The following is a 21225-nucleotide window of genomic DNA, read 5'->3' as shown; positions in this document are numbered from 1 at the left end:
CCGCTTAACGTTGTTGAGTCATCAAGGAGGAAACAATGTCAGAGTGTGATCAGGTCATTCAAGCGCTTAAAAAACAATTAAAATCACGGGGTGTGAACTATCAGGATGTCGCCAAAGCGCTCGGCCTGAGTGAAGGGTCAGTAAAACGTCTTTTTTCCAACGGCGGCAGCATGAGCCTTGAACGTTTGTCCGCGGTGTGCAATTTGATTGATTTAGAAATGACCGCGTTATTTAAACTTGCGGAAGAGGAAAGCCAGAACCTTTCTTCGCTGACTTGGGAACAGGAAGAGCAGCTAGTGGCGGACAAAGCCCTGTTACTGGTGGCTGTTTGTATTACCAATGGTTACCGTTTCGAGCAGATCTTGAGCCAATACAACCTGAACGAACCTCAGTTGATCCAAAAGCTGGCGCACCTTGATCGCATCAAGGTGATTGAGCTGATGCCGGGAAATCGCATCAAGCTTAAGATATCTCCCTCCTTCTCCTGGATTGCGGGTGGTCCGATTCAGCAGTTCTTCCAGCAACAGGTGATTAAAACCTTTTTCCGCACTCACTTTTCCAAAGACGATGAAAAGCTGGTGATGTCTACTGGATTGATGTCTCTGCCGACCAATTACAAATTCCAGCAGCGCATTCAGCGTTTGGTGAAAGAGTTCTATGAGTCGTGCAACAGCGACAGTGATTTATCTATGCAGGAACGCCATGGTACTTCCATGGTGATTGCGATGCGCCGATGGACATTTCCGCTTTTCGATGAATATGAAAACGAAGACGGTTCAGGAAAAAGTAGCGCGGGGTAATACCCCACGTACCACAATCTGCCACTTTGCCTGCCATGCTTGGTGGCACCGATACCTTCATGCAACCTACTGAGCAACGGGAGAACGACTCTCCGATGACAGAAGGTAAAGGAGGCTATCATGCTGAACCGACCGAAACTAATTTCACGCATTGCCGTCTGGGGCATGTTTGTTGTCACCGCGCTCGTCGCAGCGTTTTCATCAAAAGTGTTGGCTGCAGGGCTGCTTAAACCCGTCAACAGTCAATATCAAGATCTCCAAATTGAATCCCACCATGTTGATGTTGCCATTCAGGATGGCTACGCCACCACCTCGATAGAACAGACGTTCTACAACCCAAACAATGTTGAGCTGGAAGCCCTGTATTCCTTTCCTGTGCCGCAAAAGGCGGTAGTTGGGGAGTTTATCTATTGGATTAACGGTTCGCTGGTGATTGCAGAAGCGGTCTCTAAAGAGAAAGCCCGCAAGATTTACGATGACCAAAAAGCGCAAGGCAATGCCACTGCGCTGACGGAAAAAGACGAATACAGAACCTTCGATATGAGGGTCTACCCGGTGCAGCCTCAGCAGAGTGTAAAAGTGAAGCTGGTATATATGCAGGACGCATTGTTGGATCACGGTATCGGGCGCTATGTTTATCCGTTGGAAGAAGGGGGTGTGGATGAAGCCAAAAGCAGCTTTTGGACGCGCAATGACAAAGTGGAGCAGGACTTTTCGTTCAATGTGACACTGCGTTCGTCATATCCTGTTGATGGTGTCCGGTTGCCAGCGCATCCGTCAGCGGTGATCACGCAAGAAGCGGATGGTGAACACACTACGTGGAAGGCAAATATCAGCAATCATATTGCCAATTCGGTGCAAGAAGGGGAGACACAGCAAGCGGTAAATACTTCAATGCGACTGGATCAGGATATGGTTTTCTACTGGCGCTTGCAGGATGGTTTACCCGGCCATGTTGATATGGTGGCCTACCGCGACCCAGAAAACTCGAAACGCGGTACTGTGAAGCTGACATTCACGCCAGGTGACGACCTGACCCGTGTAACGCAAGGACGTGATTGGGTGTTCGTTCTGGATAAGTCAGGCTCCATGTCCGGCAAGTATTCCACACTGGTGGAAGGTGTCCGCCAGGGATTAGGGAAGTTGCCGTCTGAAGACAGGTTCCGCGTCGTGATGTTTGACAGTAATACCTATGATCTCACTGGTGGCTTTGTGGCGGCTAACCCTGCGAATGTGAACAAAGCACTACAGTCCGTTGAGCAGGTTGAACCAAGCAATGGCACCAATCTCTATGAAGGCATGTCGGCTGCAATCCGTAAACTGGACGACGATCGTCCGACCGGGATCGTATTGGTCACCGACGGGGTGGCAAACGTAGGTGTGACCGAAAAGCGCAGTTTCTTCGATTTGATGGAGAAACACGATGTGCGACTGTTTACCTTCATCATGGGAAATAGCGCTAACACACCGTTGCTGGTGCCGATGACCAAGTTGTCGAACGGCGTGGCAACGTCAGTATCTAACGCGGATGACATTATCGGCCACTTGATGAACATCACCAGTAAGTTAAAGCATCAGGCGTATCGAAACATCCAACTCGATATTGATGGGGTAAAAATTAAAGACCTGACGCCGGAGCAAATCAGCAGCCTGTATCGCGGGGAACAACTGACAGTGTTTGGTCATTACTTCAAAGGCGGTGAAGCTGATATCAAGCTCACCATGGATATTGCCGGTGAGTCCCGCGAATACCGCACCAAAGTGAAGTTACCTGATTCTGCAACTGTGCATCCTGAGCTTGAGAGAATGTGGGCATTTTCAGCGATTCGAGACTTGCAGGAACAAATGGATTATCTGGAGCAAAAAGACGGTGACAAAGAGCAGGCCATTGAAGATATCGCATTGGAATATGGTTTGCTGACTGATTACACCTCGCTGCTGGTTGTGGAAGAAGAGGTCTTCCAACAACTGGGCATAGAACGTAAGAACCAGACGCGAGTCCTCAAAGAGCAAAGTGCCCGTGAGGTGAAAAAGAATAAACCCGTCGAACCAACCCGAGCGGATAATAATCAGCCCATGTTTACCCAACCGGCACCGACCCATTCCGGCGGTGGCAGCAGTGGCGGTAGTATGAACATCTTGGTCTTGTTGAGCATGGTCCTGTTAGGTGTCGGCCGTTTGGTGATGGTAAGAAAAACGAGCCAATAAAAGCAGAGCTAATGAAACGAAAAGAGGCTGCATTGTGCAGCCTCTTTATTTCGTTCTTCGACGTTTAAGTCAGGCTCAATCCGCCGTCGATAACCAGAGTGTGTCCCACAATGTATTTCGCTTTGTCTGAACTTAGCCAGATGATCGCATCGGCAATTTCTTGAGGTTCGGCAAAGCGCTGGCATGGCACCTGACTCTCGACAGTCTCTTTTAGAGAGGTTCCCATTTCTTGCTGCTTTTGCTCCCAGCGAGGCGTCCAGGTGACGCCCGGCGCGACACTGTTGACGCGAATCCCTTTGCGGATTGCCTCCACCGCAACAGAACGTGTCATCCCTTCAAGGCCATGCTTGGTGCCGGAATACATGGCGGCATTTGGCGTGGGGCGAATGCCGTTCACTGAACTGACATTGATGATGCAGGCACCTTCCCGCATCAGAGGAAGTTCGTAACGCAAGCAAAGCGCAGGCACCCAATAATCGCTGATCATAGTGCTGTAGAGTGAATCAATCGGCAGACTGGCATAGTCTCCACGCGATTCAATCACTGGAGAGGCGTTGTTAACAGCGATATCAATATGGCCATAGTTCTCGCGAATGTAGCTGAAAAACCGGTCAACTTGGTGAACGTCTTTTAAATCTAAAGGCAGGTAATCGACCGCAGAGAGTTCCGGATACTTTGCCAGTGCCTGATTCCATTTTTCTTCGTTTCTGGAACAGGTAATAACCTTGTAGCCCGACTGATGGTAGGAAAGAACTGTTTGAAGACCAATACCGCTGCTGCCGCCAGTGACGAGGACTATTTTCATGCGCGCTCCGGTTCTGCGTGGGTGTTGCCTGGCTAGCGGTGCGTGAAAATATCGTCCACCATTATCCGCTGTGTGGTGCGAACATGTTTTTCCGCTTCATGTTCTTCATGGAACTGCTGTTCGCCAAGCATGATGAGAATGTCAAAGAAATACCGTACGCTACCTCTTTGATTATTCATTGTTTTAAGCATAGCATCGCTAAAAACATCTGGCGCTGTATGGGTCAAATCCGAGGCGATTTTTCCGATCTGTTGGCAACAATAAACGGTTCTTGTGCGGTCTGCCGTGTGCGCGTAACTGACGCACAATGACCACTCTTCACTGCGTAATGCATCCCAAATGCCATTGGCGACCTCAAGGCGGTCATTGATAGGGGTATTCGCTAGCGACCGCAGGTAAAACTGACGTTTCTTCCTCTTCATTTTCTTCATGACCCGTTCCGACGTGACATACGCCTTCGTCAGTACTGGCATTGAAACCATATAGATAAACAGGGTGCCAATCAGGGTTGCGATGAAGAATACGTCGGTGGTGAGACCGAAGTAGTAACAGGAAAGGGTCGTGATCACCGCAAACAACATAAAAGCCGTAGAGATCATAAGTCTCGCGTACCATTTTGCGGTGGTGACATAACTTGGCGCTTGTTGATTAAGAGACTGAAACGACACCCCTTCGAAACCGAGTTTGGGATATTCAGGGATAGGGAATTGTTCTTGGTCCATTAACAACCCTCCATCATTCAGTTCAATAAGTTTCTATAGATTACTTTTTTCGGCAGGAAATTCGTTAGCTTTAGTCAAAAAGTGAGAGGAAAAACCATCAAAGAATCCGCGCGTTATTAGCAACTGGCTCGGATATTTTGAGTGCCTATTCCAAGGGTTGCTTGGATTGGCTTCCTGAATGATTAATGCTCGGTTTCTCCTTTGACCCAGCCTTGCTCGATAGCGTATTTCACTAGGCCTGCCGTTGAGGTTACGCCCAGCTTCTTCTTCACCCGCAGTCGGTGGGTTTCTACAGTGCGGACACTGATGTTTAATTCTCGGGCGATGGTTTTATTGCAAGCGCCATTGGCGATGAGCACCAACACATCTTTTTCCCGTGGGGTAGGGACGTTGTCTTCGTGTTCTCTGTTTTCCATTTGGCTCATGCTTTCCATGAGCGTTTCAGAAACGCCTGCACTGAAATACGAACCGCCGCCAGCAATGATGTCGAGCGCCTGTACCAGCTCTTGTGATGAGACGTCTTTCAGGACATAACCTTTAGCGCCGCCACGCATGGCAGAGACAATGTACTCTTTGTTATTGTGCATGCTGAGGATCACAACCTTGATTTCCGGTGCTTTCTCCCGCAATTCACTTAGGACTTCAAGACCTGTTTTCTTTGGCATGGAGATATCGGTGAGCAGGATGTCCGGTCTTAATGCCAAAGATTGCTCGATAGCGGATTCACCATCACTTGCGGCACCAATAATGGTGAACTGGGGCTGCTTGGATAAGCGCTCCATCAATCCGTCCTGCAGCAGGACATGATCGTCGGCAAGTAATAACGTGGTCATGAGTTTCTCCTTGTCACTCTTAGGGGCTGTTGGCCTTTGGTGGTTAAATTTTGTTCTAGCCATAAGCGTTTTAGGCGCGGCGAGGTGTGTGCCGCCTAGTTATTCTAAGCAAATACACCTCAACAAAGCATAAAACGCTTAAGGCAGAACCCTTCGGGCAGCGTTTGTGGGGAATTTTTGCTGCGTTATCGGCTTCTCATGTAGGCTAGCTACACATCGAAGCCTCTGCCTTGCACAAAACCCCCACAAACTGCTGCAAAAATCATCACCAAAGGTCAACAGCCCCTAGAAATATTCCGCTTTAGACTGCAATCGGAACAATGGCCCGCACTTCCGTTCCTTGGTCTTGCAAGCTGCTGATAGAGAAGGTGCCATCAAGGTTCTCGATGCGTTCTCTCATATTCTTTAAGCCCATCGACTGGCTGGTGTTCGACACTCTATGTTCTTCGAATCCGATGCCGTCATCAGCGACGGTGAGCACGATTTCACCTTCTTCTTCCTGTAAAATCATGTCTACCGCTTTCGCTTTGGCGTGTTTTTCTGCGTTGTGAAGCGCTTCCTGAGCAACACGGAACAAGGTGATTTCAGCCGATTTCGACACGTTTCTCATGTCCAGATGATGCTCAAACAACACTGTCATACCAGAGCGCTGCGAGACTTCTTTGGCGAGATCTTCCAATGCCACCAATAGCCCCAAGTCATCAAGCAATGCAGGGCGCAGGTCTTTGGATATTCGACGAAGCTCGCGAACGGCTTCGTTGAGAGTCGATTGGCCTAATGCGATGTTCTCTTCCCGTTCTTTGTCGGTTCTGGCTTCTTTGATGTTATCGAGGCGGTATTTCACTGACACCAGAATCTGGTTAATACCATCATGCAGTTCCCTGGCGACACGGGTGCGTTCTTCTTCCTGTGATTCAATCAACTGACGGTTAAGAGCTTGCAGCTTTTGGTCGGCCAGTTCTCGGGCATTGATGTGGATGCTGGTGGCAAGGCTTGCCATGATGCCAATGGTGATCACCAACGCAATCCCCAGACCGATAAAGGTTTTGCTGATGGTTTCGTCAATTTTGCTGTGAACAGATTCGACCTGAATCTCGATGTCATCGATATACACACCGGTTCCCACCATCCAGCCCCACTTATCGAGCCCAATGGCGTAGCTGAGCTTTTTAACTTGCTCTTTACGGGAAGGTTTGTGCCAGTAGTAATCCACAAAGCCACCACCTTGTTGGGCAGTGTGGATCAGTGCCTGAAGGAGTTTAAAGCCTCGAGCGTCTTCTACTTCCCATATGTTTTGGCCGACGAGTTCGGGTTGATAGGGAAGCACAAGGTTAGTGCCATCGTAGGTGTATGCGAAGAAATAGCCATCCTCGCCGTATGTGAGGTTATTCAAAATATCGATGACTTGCTGTTTAGCATCTTCATCATTTTCGCCAGCGGCATCATAAACCGGAGAAATAGATGCGCGAGCGAGTTCTACGTATTTCAGCAATTCTTGTTTCTTGGACGCCAGCGTTTCCGAGCGAATGAGATTAGCCTGATTCTTAGACAGACTATCTGACTGAATGACTACCAGCCCGATAATCAGACCAAACATCAAGAGCAAAGGAAGCATTGCCAGCACCAGCAATTTCATCCTGATCGGCATCGTCATGCCTGATAATTTTGTCACTATCACTCCGTTAGCTTCGTAAAAAATCGCTTTGCTACGTAGAACTACGTACAGCGATTACGCAATGCTATGGACGCTAAGTCCGTTTTCTACCTGATATTTTTTTATTTGTTGCAGGCATAGTCTAGATGGTAACAACTTTTTAACAGCGTCAATGTGCTCTAAACCTCAACCCTACATGCAGCATTTTTATACATCCTAAATAGTGAAGCTGCGCACCAAGGAGTGGACAATGAAAACGTCAATCTCGACCCCTATTAAGGCAATCGCTTTAGCAACACTTTGTTTTTCAGGCTCAGCGCTGGCTGACAAAGTATTGCTAAAAACGCCTATTGCTTTCGGCACTCACTTACCAGCGCTTGGCACCCCAATTAAGTGGGTCTCCGAACGCATTCAGCCTGTGTCAGGCAACACCATCAAAATGAAAGTCTACGAGCCGGGTAAGCTGGTGGCGCCACTGGAAATTCTTGATGCGGTATCCAGCGGTAAAGTAAATTCTGGGTACGCGACCGCAGGCTACTGGCAAGGGAAAATGCCGGCAGCGGCCTTGTTCTCTGCTGTGCCTTTTGGCCCTGAAGCACCGGAATACATGGCATGGATGTTCTACGGCAACGGCCTGAAACTGTATCAAGGCATGTATGACGAGGCGGGCTACAACGTGAAAGTCTTGCCTTGTGCGATCATTTCACCTGAAACATCAGGTTGGTTCAAAAAACCTATCGAGAAGCCTGAAGACTTGAAAGGTCTGACGATGCGCTTCTTTGGCCTCGGTGGTCAGGTCATGGAGAAACTTGGTGTCGGCACGGTTCAACTTCCTGGTGGCGAGATCTTCGGTGCGCTGGAAAAAGGTGCCATTGACGCGAGTGAGTTCTCCCAGCCAGCTATCGACCAGCGTTTGGGCTTCCACAAGATCGTTAAATACAACTACTTCCCAGGCTGGCACCAGCAGGCCACCATGTTTGAACTCCTGATCAACAAAGACACCTGGAACAAGATGGACGAAGATCAGCAATCTGCTGTTGAAACACTGTGCCTGGCTTCAATGACGAACTCGATTGCCGAAGGTGAAGCGATGCAGTTTGAAGCCATGCAAAAAGCGCAGGAGCAGGGTGTTGAACTCCGCTACTGGAATGAAGAAATGCTGAACTTGTTTGAATCTACCTGGCTGGAAGTGGTGGAAGAGCAGAAGAAAGATCCTTACTTCGCAAAAGTATGGGCTGACATGTCTGACTTCCGTAAGAACTACCAGATCTGGGAATCGAAAGGGTTCCTGCCGCGCGGTCAATAATAGGCTGTGTGGTTTTTGGGCAGCAGGATGCTGCCCACTTTTCCTTTTTCTATGGGTGTAGGAGTTCGTTATGACCCAGCCTTCTCACTCACTCCCTGCTTCACCACTTGCAGACAGCATTGAGCATGTCGTCCGGGTTGTCGGACGCACACTGGCTTGGAGCTATTTGGTTCTGGTTCTGGTAATCATCACGCAGGTAGTGCTTCGAAAAGTTTTCAACAATGGCCAAATTGCGCTGGAAGAGTTGCAGTGGCACCTCTATGCCATCGGCGTGTTGTTTGGTTTGTCTTATGCCGAGATCACCGGAACGCACGTCCGGGTCGATATTTTCTATCACCGCTTTTCGCAGAAGACAAAATCCTGGATAGAAATTATCACTGTGCTGTTCTTCGTCTGGCCGTTTATGTACGTCATCTTCATTCACTCTCTCGATTTCGTGTACGAAGCTTGGCGGGTGAATGAGCGTTCCAATGCGCCGTCCGGTTTGCCTTGGCGATGGTTGATCAAATCTGCGATTCCATTTAGTGCGGCTTTGTTGGCTTTTGCCAGCCTTGCCCGATTGCTCCGTGCTGTGGCTTACCTGAGAAAAGGAGGTTCGCATGGAAGCGAATGAGATTCTTATTCTGGCGATGTTCGGCAGTTTTATTGTGCTGCTGTTTATCGGTATTCCAGTAGCATGGGTATTGGGCGGTGTGGGCGTGGCGTTTGCCTTCATTGGCTATTACAGCGATATCTACCTCGACACTTGGACAGGGTTGGATTTCACCACCCTTGGGCTTGTGGTTAACCGCCTCTACAAAATCATGGACAACTGGATATTGGTGGCCTTGCCGATGTTCATTTTCATGGGGAACATGCTGGATAAATCCGGTGTGGCGGATCGCTTGATGCATGCGATGCAGGCGCTGTTTGGCCGCGTACATGGCGGTTTGGCAATTACCGTGATGGCAATTGGTATCATCCTCGCTGCGTCGACAGGGATTATCGGTGCATCGGTGGTGTTGCTGGCGACCATGTCTCTGCCTGCCATGATGAAGCAGGGTTATAATCTTCCATTAGCACTGGGTACCGTCGCCTCTGCAGGCACACTCGGGATCTTACTGCCGCCTTCTATCATGCTGGTGATAATGGCGGATCAGCTGGGGCTTTCAGTGGGCGATCTCTTTATGGGTGCCATGTTCCCGGGCTTGATGCTGGGCGCGATTTATATTGTGTACCTGTTGATCATGGGCGTGGCGAAGTCAGATTCCTTGCCGTTACCGGAAGATGCCAAAGGCGTTGATTGGGCAGTCATCAAAGATGTAGCCAAAGCGATTGTGCCAACCTTCATGCTGATCATTGTGGTGTTAGGCTCTATCTTTGCGGGGATAGCGACACCAACGGAAGCTTCAGGTGTGGGTGCATTCGGTGCGATTTTGCTGGCGGTTTACTACAAACGTTTCTCGTTCGCGGTGCTGAAAGAAGTGCTGCTCGACAGCTACAAAACCACCGCTTATATCTTCGCGATATTTATTGGTGCGACCTGTTTTGCATTAGTGTTGCGTGAACTTGGCGGCGACGAGTTTATCGAAAGTGCCTTTGAAGCCTTGCCATTTGGTCCTTACGGCATTGTGGCTTTCATTCTGTTGGTGATTTTCCTGCTGGGTTTCTTCCTCGACTGGATTGAAATTACCCTGATTGTGCTACCGCTGTTAGCACCTGTGGTGTTGGGATTGGATTTGAGCATTGGTGACTATCCGGGGCTGGATAATCCAGAGTTGGTTTGGTTTGTAATGCTGGTAGCGATGGCGTTGCAGACGAGCTTCTTAACGCCACCCGTCGGATTTGCTTTGTTCTACCTGAAAGGCGTATGTCCACCGGAAGTGAAACTGATGGATATCTATAAGGGTGTGATTCCTTTCATTATCCTTCAGCTGCTGGCTTTGGTGATGCTGGTGTTTTGGCCGAACCTGGTGCTCTGGCTACCGTCGATTGCTTATGGTTAATCTGGGCTAACCAACACAGTTCAACAAATCCTTGCCACAAAGAAAAAGCCGACTTTTCAGTCGGCTTTTTACTCATTATCTCATGCGATTAGGCTTTTGAACTTTTCTTTCTGAGTGCATCCAGCTTTTCCGCGGCTTTATGCATTACAGTATCCGGCTTGAACTTGCCTTTGCTGTCTGGCTTACCTGCGGATATGCCGGTGAACAGTTCGATGGCTTCGCTCACATGATCAATCGCGTAGATGTGGAATTTCCCTTTTTCTACAGCATGGATGATGTCTTTACGCAGCATCAGGTTATGCACGTTAGAGCGCGGGATAATCACCCCTTGCGTCGATTTCGGTCCCTTGATGGTACAAACATCGAAGAAGCCTTCGATTTTCTCGTTAACACCACCAATCGGCTGAGCCTGGCCAAACTGGTTCATCGAACCCGTGATAGACAAATCCTGACGCAGCGGTACACCTGAAATTGCAGACACAATGGCACAGAACTCCGCCATAGAAGCGCTATCGCCATCTACTCCACCGTAAGACTGCTCGAACGTAATGCGTGTGGTCAGTGGGATTTTTGCTTGCTTACCAAGCAAAGATGACAGGTAGGCAGTCAGAATCATCACACCTTTTGAGTGAATACTGCCACCCAGCTCAACGCTGCGCTCGATATCCAGCACCGCACCATCACCAAACGAAGTTGTTGCAGTGATTCTGTTAGGTGCTCCAAAGCTGAAGTCGTTGGTTGCCAGCACAGACAATGCATTCACCTGACCGACGGCTTTGCCTTTGGTGTCAATCAACGTGGTGCCTGTGGTGAAGCCTTCCATCACGTGGTCACGCAATCGGCTAACGCGCATATCGCGGCTCGCCAGTGCCTTTTCGACGTGGGATGCACGGATGATGTTGGCATTGCTGACTTTGGCCTGATAGTTGGATTCACGCAGCAGGTTGGCAATGTCAGCAGAGTGCAGGGAAAGCTTATCCTGATCGCCGGACTGACGGCTGCTGTGCTCAATGATCCGGCCAATGGCACCTGGGTCGCAATGCAGCAGATTGTTGTCATGACAAATACTGGAAATGAACATGGCGTACTTCATTTCGCTATCTTCATTGCGCGGCATGTCATCTTCGAAATCGGCGGTTACCCTGAACAGCTCGCTGAACTCTGCATCATAGTGTTGCAGCAGTTTGTAGGTGTGATAGTCACCAAACAGGATGATTTTCACATCCAATGGAACTGGCTCTGGCTCAAGCGAGATAGTGCCGCTGAGAGTGACTTCGCGTTCGAGTGAACTCAGCGAAGCTTTACGCGAGCTCAGTGCGCGCTTCAATCCGTCCCAAACGTAAGGGCGCTCAAGAACTTTCACCGCATCAATCAGCAGCACACCACCGTTTGCGCGATGGATGCTGCCCGGGCGGATCAGCGAGAAGTCAGTGAACACCGTGCCTTTGTAGGTGGCGTTTTCTACGTAGCCGAAAATATTGTGGTACGTCGGGCTATCTTCCACGATCACCGGTGGCACTTCTTCTTCCTGCGCGACCAACACATTAACCTGATAGCGACGCGGCAATTTCTTATCCAGCGCGGCATAGGCGAGGGCGGCTTGCTCTTCGCTTTCCTGCAGGAAGATATCGAGGTTTTCCAGCACATCGCCCTGCATTTCTTTCAGGTATTTCTTCACCTGAGGCAGGTCAGAATAGGACTCGATCAGCTTCACCATGTGATGGGAAATGGCTTCGGTAGCAATTTCTTCATCCAGCTTTTGCTGTTTCTCAGCGTAGGTTTCTTCCCATTCGGTCAGCTTACGCACCAATCCGCGGAGCTGGATTTCCAAATCGCGAATGGCCTGATCGAAATGCTCCTGTTCTTTCTGAGAAAGAGCGTCGAAGGTTTCTTCGGTGTGCGGCTCTTCGCCATTCAGGGCAATGAACTGATAGTCGCCAGAGGTGGTGATGGAAAGACTCACACTCTGCAGTTTGGCTTCCTGACTGAGCTCTCCCAAGGCACCTTCCTGCATCTCTGTCAGGCGGTTTTTGAGTGCATCAGCGCGGGAGTAATACATTTCGTTGTCAAAGGCGAGCTGCAGGGATTTCCCCAGACGTCCCATCATTTTCTCAAGATCTTTTTTCAGCTTGAGACCGCGGCCAGCTGGCATTTGCAGCACTTTCGGTACGCGGGAGTCCTGGAAGTTGGCGACATAACACCAGTCATAAACCGGATGGGTATATTGCCAATGGCGGCTGAGATAGCGCATCACCATGGTGCGCTTGCCAAGACCGTTCTGGCCGACTGCGTAAATGTTGTAGCCTTTTTCCTTGATTGACATCGCAAACTCAACGGCCTGACGAGCGCGATCCTGCCCCACGATCTCTTCGAGTGGTTCAAGATGCTTGGTAGATGAAACGTCGAGTTTGGTCAGTTGTGAAGTGCGATAGAGCATGTCACTGGTTAATGGCTGATGTGGCATAGCGCTCTCCTTTCACTGTGTTTCTCATAAAACTCAGTGTAGCGCCGTTAACTTACTGATTTTGAGCTAAAGAATCGCAGACGTGTTGGCAATGTGGACTGGCGCACTTTATTCACTGGTTTATGGTGAACAAGTGCGCAAAAAGTAGTCGATATGGTTCAGCTTTTGGGAGCGAGGAATCAGTGTGCTGTCCAACCGCCGTCGATGGTAATGGCCTGTGCCGTGATGTTCTTCGCAGCAGGAGAGCAGAGAAAAAGGGCGGTTTCGGCCAGTTCACTCAGATCAATGAAAGCTTTTTTGGGCATCGGTTTAAGCATAATCGTGTTGATCACTTCTTCTTCCGTGATGCCGTGATTCTGCGCCTGTGCCGTGATTTGATTTTCCACCAGCGGTGTTTTTACGTAGGAAGGGCAAAGTGTGTTGATGGTGACATCATGCTCTGCACTTTCCAGCGCGATGGTCTTGGAAAAGCCCAGCAAGCCATGTTTCGCTGACACGTAGGCGGACTTATACGGCGAGGCGACAAGGCTGTGAATGGAGCCAACATTGATGATTCGCCCAAAGTTGCGTTCGTACATGGAAGGGAGAAAGGCTTTGGTCAGCATGGCTGGGCCGCATAGCAAAATGTCGATGATAAGACGCCATTTGTCCTCGGGGAATTGCTCGAGGGCAGAGACAAATTGTATGCCTGCATTGTTAACGAGAACATCGACAGGGGCATCAACACGAGAAGGCGCAGAGGTCAATTGTTCGGAGTTAGTGACATCCAGTTCTACGCCCCGAACATCCACATCGAATTGGCTTTTCAATTTACTGACGGCGTTATCCAGCGCTTCTGCATTGATATCTGAAAGGGTGATCTTGTGACCCGCCTGCGCAAAACCCTGCGCCATGCCAAAGCCAATTCCACTTGCACCACCGGTAATAAATACATGTTTTGCCGTCATTTCCGTTCTCCCTAACGTTGGCTGGTTTATCCAACGTTAAGGGTAGTTAAAAATTCAGGCAATCCGTAGTAGTACGCAATTGCGGTGTTTAATCTCAGGATTTAGATGGTTTTAATTTGCTGGCAACACTGAAAAGTCCAACGATAATCAGCCCTGCAACCAATCCAATCAAACCATTGAGTAGTGTTGGCACCAGCGCGGATACTACAGTGCCGACGGTCGGTATCAGCGCAGTCTCTTGTGCGGCGTCAGTAATGAGTTCCGAAAGCACATGTACGCCGTGGGTGAGAATACCGCCGCCCACCAAAAACATGGCGACGGTGCCGACGATTGACAGCCCTTTCATCAGGTAGGGCGCAAAAGAGAGAAGACCGCGGCCTACGGCTTGTTTGATACTGCCTGCTTTCTGGCTGAGATAAAGTCCGGCATCATCGATTTTGACAATCACCGCGACCAAACCATAAACGCCTATCGTCATCAAAAACGCGATGCCAAACAAGGTGACAACCTGAGTGAGGAAGGTGGCTTCTGACACGACACCTAGCGTGATGACAATGATTTCAGCAGAGAGGATAAAGTCAGTTCGGATCGCGCCTTTTATCTTTTGCGCTTCGTATTCTGCGGCGTCCAGCGTAGCGGTATTGAAGTCCTGCGCTTCACCGGCAGGGTGGTTTTCTTTTTTGTGAAAGAAGGTATGCAGTACTTTCTCAGCACCTTCGTAACAAAGGAAAAGACCGCCGAGCATAAGAAGGGGGGTGATCAGCCAAGGTGCAATAGCACTGATAGCGAGGGCCGCCGGAACGAGTATGAGTTTGTTGAGGAAAGACCCTTTGGCAACGGCCCAGACGACGGGTAACTCCCTGTCGGCTTTCACACCGGAAACTTGTTCGGCATTCAGGGCAAGATCATCTCCCAATACACCGGCAGTTTTCTTCGCGGCGATTTTACTCATGACGGAGACGTCATCCAGAATCGTGGCAATGTCATCAAGCAGTGTAAGAAGGCTGGCTCCTGCCATGGTCATTCCTCTTTTATCTATACAAAAAGAGGCGGAAAACCGCCTCTTTCTTCGTTAATTCAAAAACGCTTAGAGCTGTTTTTCTATGGCTGCGAGCAGCGTATCTATGTCAGATTTTGTCACGTCTTTGTGAGTCACAAATCGCATCGCCTTGTGAGAAGGCGAGAACAGAATCCCCTGTTCTTTCAACGCCGAAGCAATCGCGTGAATGTCGATATGCGTTGCAACGTCAGCGTAAACAATGTTGGTTTGAACCGGGTAGATGAAGGTATTGAATCCCGGAATCGCACCGAGATTTTCAGACAGATAACGGGCGTTGTCGTGATCATCTTTGAGACGTTCGACATTTTCAGTCAGGGCAATCTTACCCGCGGCTGCCAAAATACCAGCCTGACGCATGCCACCACCGACCATTTTACGCAGTCGACGTGCACGCTGAATGTAGTCAGCATCGCCCAATAACAGCGAGCCAATTGGTGCACCCAGACCTTTTGACAAACAAATGGTCATGGAGTCGAAGTGCTGGCTGATTTCTTTGATGTCTACGCCGAGCGCTACCGATGCGTTGTATACGCGCGCGCCGTCCAGGTGAAGTTTCAGATTATGTTGATTCACGAAATCCCGGGCTCTCGCCAGGTATTCCAAAGGCAGAACTTTCCCGCCGATAGTATTTTCTAAGCTGAGGAGCTTGGTGCGCGCAAAATGAGAGTCATCCGGTTTAACCGCTGCCGCAAGCTTTTCAAAGCACAGGGTTCCGTCTTTGTTGTTTTCGATGGGTTGAGGTTGTACTGAGCCAAGCACTGCTGCGCCGCCTGCCTCATACTTGTAATTGTGCGCTTGTTGACCGCACAAATATTCGTCACCACGGTCACAATGTGCCAGAATACCCAGCAAGTTTGCTTGGGTGCCTGATGAGGTAAATACCGCTGCCTCAAAACCGTGGCGCTCAGCAGCCCACTGCTCCAGTTCATTGACCGTTGGGTCGTCACCATATACGTCATCACCCACGGGCGCATTAGCCATGGCTTCGCGCATTTTTTGATCCGGCTGTGTCACTGTGTCTGAGCGAAAATCAATCATTCTTATCTGTCCTGATTACAACTATGATCGAGTAAGCAGATTACTCCTGATTGAAGAAAAAGTAATTACAAAACATTGGAATCATCCCACTCGTCTATATCTTGAGCCACGGAATGGGCGACGGTAAAACAAGGAAATTATGCCCATGGAATGGTCTTGGCTGTTCATCTCTTTAGCTTGTCTGGTCACGGGTTTTTCCAAATTCTCCGTTGGTGGATTAGGGCTGGTTATTCTCCCGTTGATGATGCTCGCTTTCCCGGGTCCAGAGGCGTTAGGTGTCATTGTCCCGCTATACCTACTTACCGACTTCATCGCCGTCCTGACTTATCGTAAGAACATTAATTGGTCTGTTTTAGCAAGACTAATCCCTTTTGGTGCAGTCGGTGTGGCATTAGGCACCGTTGTGCTTGGTAACATTGACGCGCGAACCTTTATGACAGTACTGGGGGTGCTTATTTTCGCGCTGCTGGGGCTTTCGATTTGGTTGGACTATCGTCCGCTTCCTATTTTTACCAACCGTTACGCAGCAAGTGTAGCTGGGATGCTATGTGGTTTTGTTGGGGTGTTAGCCAACGCGGCAGGGCCGTTGATGGGATTGTTTCTTCTTGAACAGAAAATGGAGAAGTCTGCTTATGTGGCAACCCGTGTTTGGGCCTTCATGACACTAAATATTATGAAGCTGGTGGGCTTGGTGTACTTGGGCTTAGTCAATGCGGAGACGTTACAGGGGAGCGCAGTTGGCTTACCTGCTCTGTTCATTGGTATGTTCTTTGGCTATAAATTCTTTGCCCGTATCTCGCCAGAACAACTGAAAATGATTGTCCGGGGAGCGATTTCGCTAAGTGCTGCACATATGCTGTTTTTCAAATCGAATTGAACACAGTAACAAAGCAGAAAGCCGCGGCAATGACCGCGGCTTTCTTATTTCACGAAAAGCGAATTAGCTTTTTAGCAGTTGCCAGTAACGGTTGTAGATGCTGACAGCTTCACCCACATCGTTGGTGAATTCGCCTTTTTCAACATCTTCGTCTGATGGGAAAATCACGTTGTTCTCGGTGTATTCCGCAGACAGTTTTTCTTTCGCACGCTTGCTTGGTGCTGGGTAACCCAGCTCTTCGACCATTGCTGCTTGGTTTTCAGGGCGGTACAGGAAGTCGATGAACTTATGTGCCAGGTCGACCTTCTCAGCGCCCTTTGGAATGATGAAGTTATCCATCCACAGGATTGAACCTTCATCTGGGTAAACAAACTCGATGTTTTCCATCTCAGCTTGTGCCAGGTAGGCGTTACCGTTCCACTGTTGACCGATACCGACTTCACCCGTCACAAACGGTACGTGCGGCGCATCTGAGTTGTAAACCACGACATTTGGACGCAGATCTTTCAGCATCTCATACGCTTCTTTGATCTCGTCTTCGTTGGTGGTGTTGATGCTGTAGCCTTTGGCTTTCAGTGCCATGCCGAAAACATCGCGCACGTCGTCGAGCAGCATGATTTGGCCTGCGAACTCGTCGTTCCACAGATCAGCCCATTTAGTCACATTGCTGCCATCAACGATATCACCGTTGTAACTGATAGCCGTCACGCCCCAGATATAGGGCAGGGAGTAGTCATTGTTTTTGTCGAATGGTTGACCCATCAGACCAGGAATAATGTCCTTAACATGTGGGATTTTCGATTTATCGATTTTCGCCAACATGCCTTCGTCGCTCATGCGCTGGATAAAGTATGTCGATGCAAACGCAAGGTCATAGCCTTTTCCATCAAGCAACTTCAGCTTGGTATACATGGATTCATTGTTTTCAAACGTTGAATAGTTAACTGAAACATCGTACTCCTTCTCAAACGCCTTAATCACACCCATTGGCATGTACTCGGCCCAGTTGTAGATATTCAGTACTTCATTGTTTGCAGAAACGTTGAAAGAAACTGTTGCGGTAAGTGCGATGCTTGCCGCTTTCACCCCTTTAAGATATTGGTTCATTTGGTTTTATCCTTAAGTGGCATACCCAAACTACCTTAAGGCACAGGCAGACATCCTTCCTCTCGCCTACGTGCTTCACTTATAGTGCCGTGTGGAGTAGAACCATTTACTCCGGAACCACAGAACCCCTTGTGAAACCAGTCTTTTTGCTGAAAAAGCGCCTTGAGGTAGTTTGGGTAAATACCAAGCTGAAAAATGAACGCGCATCATCAAAACATTTGTCCCCTCTGTCAATGAGAATCCCTCTGAAAAGGTAACATTTTGTGCACCACGCACAGCATCAACGAACGCAGTTATTCTTGAGACTCATTGGGGGGGTAAGAATCCCTTGCTTGCCGTGTGGCTTAGTGCGAATATTCGCCGTCTTTTTAATTAACCCTTTTAGCAGGATTTAGTCGCGAAATGGCGAAAGAACACGGGTATATCGATAGCTACTATCAAGCAACGGCAAATGTTTTGCCTGAACAGCCAGAGTTAACCAGTGATATACAAGCGGACGTTTGTATTATCGGCGCGGGTTTAACGGGCACGAACGCAGCGATTGAACTTCGTAAGAAGGGCATGAGCGTAGTGGTGTTGGAAGGCCAACGCATCGCGTTTGGTGGCTCAGGTCGTAATGGTGGTCAGGCGCTGGTGGGTTACTGTCTGGGTCTTCGCGAAGTTGACGAAGAGTACGGCCCAGAATGGGGTAAGCAGCTTTGGGATTTGTCCGTTGAATCTATCGATATCATTCGTGAACGCATCAGCGAGTTCAACATCGATTGTGACTTCCAGGAAGGTTACATCGAGCTGGCGTTGAATAAAGGTCAGGAGAAAGAACTGAAGTCCTGGCATGAGCTGAAGCATGGTCGTTACAACTATCCGGTTGCCGAGTGGTGGGACACTGACAAGATTGAGCAGGTAGCGAACACCCGTCGTTACTTGGGCGGCTTATTCGACCCAAACAGTGGTCACGTTCACACCCTGAACTACACGCTGGGTTTGGCGCAAGCGGCTATTTCAGTTGGCGCGGAAATCTATGAAAACAGCCCGGTGGTCAAACTGGAAAAAGGCGCAGGGTTTAACACGGTAAAAACTGCAAAGGGCAGCGTGAAAGCAAAACAGGTTCTGTTGGCTTGTAACGCATACCTTGATGGCCTACATCGCAAGGCGCAATCAAAAGTGCTGCCTGTGGCTTCTTACATTGCTGTGACTGAGCAGCTTGGCGATCGTCAGCCAATCACTAACAAGATGGCGATGTCTGATCTGAATAACTGTCTGGATTATTTTCGCCCGACTGCTGACGGACGCATTCTGTTCGGCGGTGTGAACCATCCGTTCAATGGCGAGTATTCAGACAGTCAGGAGCGTCTGCGTCAACGTATGCTGAAAGTGTTCCCACAGCTGGGTGACGTGAAGATGGAATATCACTGGGGTGGTCTGTTTGCGGTGACCCGCAGCTACATGCCGGAAATCTCGCATTTGGGTAACGATATCTATACAGCCCATGGCTACACTGGTCATGGCGTTGGTTTGACCAATATTGCAGGCCGCGTTGTTGCTGAAGCAATGGCAGGGCAGGCGGGGCGCTTTGACGTTTTCTCACGTATCGATCATGGCTGGATCCCAACGCCGAAAGTGCTGCGTAAACCTGCGCTCGCGATGGCGATCTGGAAAGCCCAAATGGAAGACGCTCTGGCGAACTAATGGCACATCCATCTCACGATTAGATTTTTAAATCCTTTCCATAAAATCTGTGATTTGAAGCAGCACTAGCACAAGGGGTAGATTCGCTACCCCCTGTATTTAGAGGTGCTGACAATGAACACAGATAAGTTATTAGACGCACTTCATACCCAAGGTTGGTACGTGTGGGATGATTTCCTGAATGCTGAAGAAGTAGAACAACTTCGTGATGCCATTCCTGAAAGCATGAAACCTGCTGGCATCGGACGACACCTGCAGCACCATACCAACAAACAAATCCGTAGTGACAAGATTTCCTGGCTGGAACGCGGAAAGCATCCTGCCTCGGACGATTTTCTCTCTCGAATGGAAGCGATAAAGAACGACGTCAACCGCCACTTCTTTTTGGGTTTGTTCGAGTATGAAGCGCACTTCGCGCGTTACGACATCGGCGATTTCTATCAAAAACACCTCGATACTTTCGAAGGCCGTTCCAACCGCCGTTTAACCACGGTGATGTACCTCAATGATGAGTGGGCGGATCAAGATGGTGGCGAGATTGTGATTTATGATATCAACGATAATCATCTCAATACCCTCTGGCCAAAAGCAGGACGTTTACTGGTGTTCCTATCGGAAGAATTTCCTCATGAGGTATTGCCGACCAACCGAGAGCGTTACAGCATTGCTGGCTGGTTCCGAGTGAACGGCATGCGCGGCAACCGCGTCGACCCATCTCGATAGAAATTGTTTCGTAATGCCGTTTTATCTCTCTCGATTGTTGGGAGGTAAAACGGTATCTTCATCTCACACAGGTAATAGTGGCGGTGAGATGTTTCAGGGCGATCTTTTTCAGCAAACAGGATGGATAGACATTCCAGACGGGAAACTGTTCTGGGAACCTGAGTTTATTCCCACCAATATCGCTTCTGATATTTTTCACCATCTCTCCCAATCTCTTCCTTGGGAGCAGCTTCCCATCAAAATGTTTGGCCGTGAAGTGCTGCAACCTCGAATGCAGGCGTGGTTTGGCGACGCCTACTCATATTCAGGGCTTCACCTGAGGGCCGCACGTATGCCTGAATCATTACTTTCCTTGAAGTTGCAATGTGAGCAAACGTCTGGTGTGGCTTACAATTCTGTGCTCGCGAACCTTTATCGTGATGGACAAGATTACATGGGGTGGCATCAGGACAATGAAACGGAGCTAGGTACCGAGCCAAGTATCGCTTCGCTTAGTTTTGGTGAAACCCGACGCTTTGTTCTTCGGCATCTTCAAACTGGAGAAAAACGCGAATTTGAATTAGGTTCTGGTTCTCTGCTGATTATGGCGGGCAAAACCCAAACTTATTGGCAGCATGCAGTGCCGAAAACCGCAAAACTGAGGGGGCCGAGAATCAACCTCACTTTTCGGAATATTAACTTCTTAGCGAAATCCTGACCAAAAAAGGCTCGATATGGTCGATTTATATCGACTTTGCCGTGAAATTGAGCGAACGAACTTTTTTTTCAAAATTAGTGTTGACTAGATCACGTGAATCCGTAGAATGCGCACCGTACCGCAGAGGAAGGCAACTTACTGAAGCGGAACAAACGAAGGCGCGTTGGCAGAGTGGCTATGCAGCGGATTGCAAATCCGTGGACCTCGGTTCGACTCCGGGACGCGCCTCCATGATGCGACACTAGCTCAGCTGGTAGAGCGCAACCTTGCCAAGGTTGAGGTCACGAGTTCGAACCTCGTGTGTCGCTCCAAT

Annotated in this window: 18 protein-coding genes and 2 tRNA genes; 11 read left to right on the top strand and 9 right to left on the bottom strand. The window is 49.2% G+C overall.

From position 1 onward, the window contains the following. The first annotated feature begins 35 nt into the window (after positions 1 to 35). Together QL223_RS24150 and QL223_RS24145 are read left to right on the top strand one after the other, a co-directional pair. Positions 36 to 800, top strand: coding sequence for a helix-turn-helix transcriptional regulator (locus QL223_RS24150; RefSeq protein ID WP_281546188.1), 765 nt, complete (start codon positions 36 to 38; stop codon positions 798 to 800). 120 nt (positions 801 to 920) lie between these two features. After that, complete coding sequence (locus QL223_RS24145) at positions 921 to 3008, top strand: VIT and VWA domain-containing protein (RefSeq protein WP_281546187.1); 2088 nt, start codon at positions 921 to 923, stop codon at positions 3006 to 3008. Between the two features lie 64 nt (positions 3009 to 3072). Here QL223_RS24145 and QL223_RS24140 read toward each other — a convergent pair whose 3' ends face one another. The 4 genes from QL223_RS24140 to QL223_RS24125 form a co-directional block, all read right to left on the bottom strand. Then, positions 3073 to 3813: an SDR family oxidoreductase gene (locus QL223_RS24140; protein ID WP_002539314.1), complete on the bottom strand. Its 741-nt coding sequence runs from the start codon at positions 3811 to 3813 to the stop codon at positions 3073 to 3075. Between the two features lie 32 nt (positions 3814 to 3845). Then, positions 3846 to 4535 carry a hypothetical protein gene (locus tag QL223_RS24135; protein ID WP_281546186.1) on the bottom strand — a complete coding sequence of 230 codons (690 nt, stop codon included), beginning with the start codon at positions 4533 to 4535 and terminating at the stop codon, positions 3846 to 3848. A 182-nt stretch (positions 4536 to 4717) separates the two neighbouring features. Continuing rightward, positions 4718 to 5368 (bottom strand): response regulator transcription factor, encoded by a 651-nt coding sequence (locus tag QL223_RS24130; protein WP_002539317.1) that lies wholly within the window; start codon positions 5366 to 5368, stop codon positions 4718 to 4720. Between the two features lie 301 nt (positions 5369 to 5669). Next, a complete protein-coding gene (locus QL223_RS24125; RefSeq protein WP_002539320.1) occupies positions 5670 to 7040 on the bottom strand; it encodes a cache domain-containing protein in 1371 nt (456 codons plus the stop codon). A gap of 232 nt (positions 7041 to 7272) precedes the next feature. Between QL223_RS24125 and QL223_RS24120 the strand changes: the two genes are divergently transcribed. From QL223_RS24120 to QL223_RS24110, 3 genes are all read left to right on the top strand, one after another. Continuing rightward, complete coding sequence (locus tag QL223_RS24120) at positions 7273 to 8328, top strand: TRAP transporter substrate-binding protein (RefSeq protein WP_002539321.1); 1056 nt, start codon at positions 7273 to 7275, stop codon at positions 8326 to 8328. A gap of 70 nt (positions 8329 to 8398) precedes the next feature. Then, positions 8399 to 8941: a TRAP transporter small permease subunit gene (locus QL223_RS24115; protein WP_002539322.1), complete on the top strand. Its 543-nt coding sequence runs from the start codon at positions 8399 to 8401 to the stop codon at positions 8939 to 8941. Continuing rightward, positions 8928 to 10313 (top strand): TRAP transporter large permease subunit, encoded by a 1386-nt coding sequence (locus QL223_RS24110; RefSeq protein WP_002539323.1) that lies wholly within the window; start codon positions 8928 to 8930, stop codon positions 10311 to 10313. Before QL223_RS24115 ends, QL223_RS24110 begins: the two co-directional genes overlap by 14 nt. 88 nt (positions 10314 to 10401) lie before the next feature. Here QL223_RS24110 and QL223_RS24105 read toward each other — a convergent pair whose 3' ends face one another. From QL223_RS24105 to ltaE, 4 genes are all read right to left on the bottom strand, one after another. Then, entirely contained in the window at positions 10402 to 12777 is a 2376-nt protein-coding gene (locus QL223_RS24105) for an ATP-binding protein (RefSeq protein ID WP_002539324.1), read from the bottom strand. Positions 12778 to 12956: 179 nt separating this feature from the next. Then, on the bottom strand, positions 12957 to 13724 hold the full coding sequence (locus QL223_RS24100; protein ID WP_002539325.1) for a 3-hydroxybutyrate dehydrogenase: 768 nt from the start codon (positions 13722 to 13724) through the stop codon (positions 12957 to 12959). A 94-nt stretch (positions 13725 to 13818) separates the two neighbouring features. Then, a complete protein-coding gene (locus QL223_RS24095) occupies positions 13819 to 14742 on the bottom strand; it encodes a DUF808 domain-containing protein (protein WP_281546185.1) in 924 nt (307 codons plus the stop codon). Between the two features lie 69 nt (positions 14743 to 14811). Further along, on the bottom strand, positions 14812 to 15822 hold the full coding sequence (gene ltaE / locus QL223_RS24090) for a low-specificity L-threonine aldolase (protein ID WP_281546184.1): 1011 nt from the start codon (positions 15820 to 15822) through the stop codon (positions 14812 to 14814). Positions 15823 to 15967: 145 nt separating this feature from the next. Here ltaE and QL223_RS24085 point away from each other — a divergent pair, with 145 nt between their 5' ends. Continuing rightward, positions 15968 to 16699, top strand: a complete 732-nt coding sequence (locus tag QL223_RS24085; protein WP_281546183.1) for a sulfite exporter TauE/SafE family protein — start codon at positions 15968 to 15970, stop codon at positions 16697 to 16699. Positions 16700 to 16762: 63 nt separating this feature from the next. Here the strand turns inward: QL223_RS24085 and QL223_RS24080 are convergent, their stop codons facing one another. Beyond that, positions 16763 to 17806: a spermidine/putrescine ABC transporter substrate-binding protein gene (locus QL223_RS24080; RefSeq protein WP_281546182.1), complete on the bottom strand. Its 1044-nt coding sequence runs from the start codon at positions 17804 to 17806 to the stop codon at positions 16763 to 16765. A 402-nt stretch (positions 17807 to 18208) separates the two neighbouring features. On the opposite strand from QL223_RS24080, the gene QL223_RS24075 reads away from it, so the two are divergent. The 5 genes from QL223_RS24075 to QL223_RS24055 all read left to right on the top strand — a co-directional run bounded on the left by QL223_RS24075 (position 18209) and on the right by QL223_RS24055 (position 21223). Then, positions 18209 to 19492 (top strand): FAD-binding oxidoreductase, encoded by a 1284-nt coding sequence (locus QL223_RS24075; protein WP_281546181.1) that lies wholly within the window; start codon positions 18209 to 18211, stop codon positions 19490 to 19492. A 114-nt stretch (positions 19493 to 19606) separates the two neighbouring features. Beyond that, the gene (locus QL223_RS24070; protein WP_281546180.1) at positions 19607 to 20215 is read left to right on the top strand and encodes a 2OG-Fe(II) oxygenase; all 609 of its coding nucleotides are present in this window, start codon (positions 19607 to 19609) and stop codon (positions 20213 to 20215) included. 88 nt (positions 20216 to 20303) lie between these two features. Beyond that, a complete protein-coding gene (locus QL223_RS24065) occupies positions 20304 to 20912 on the top strand; it encodes an alpha-ketoglutarate-dependent dioxygenase AlkB (protein WP_281546196.1) in 609 nt (202 codons plus the stop codon). Positions 20913 to 21069: 157 nt separating this feature from the next. Continuing rightward, positions 21070 to 21143, top strand: a tRNA-Cys gene (locus QL223_RS24060). A 4-nt stretch (positions 21144 to 21147) separates the two neighbouring features. Then, positions 21148 to 21223 (top strand) — tRNA-Gly (locus QL223_RS24055). Positions 21224 to 21225 lie beyond the last annotated feature (2 nt).

Origin of the sequence: Grimontia sp. SpTr1, assembly GCF_947387585.1 — a bacterium.
Taxonomy (GTDB): Bacteria; Pseudomonadota; Gammaproteobacteria; order Enterobacterales; family Vibrionaceae; genus Enterovibrio; species Enterovibrio indicus.
Note: the sequence above shows the minus strand (reverse complement) of the source record. Positions and strands in the feature narration are given on the sequence as shown.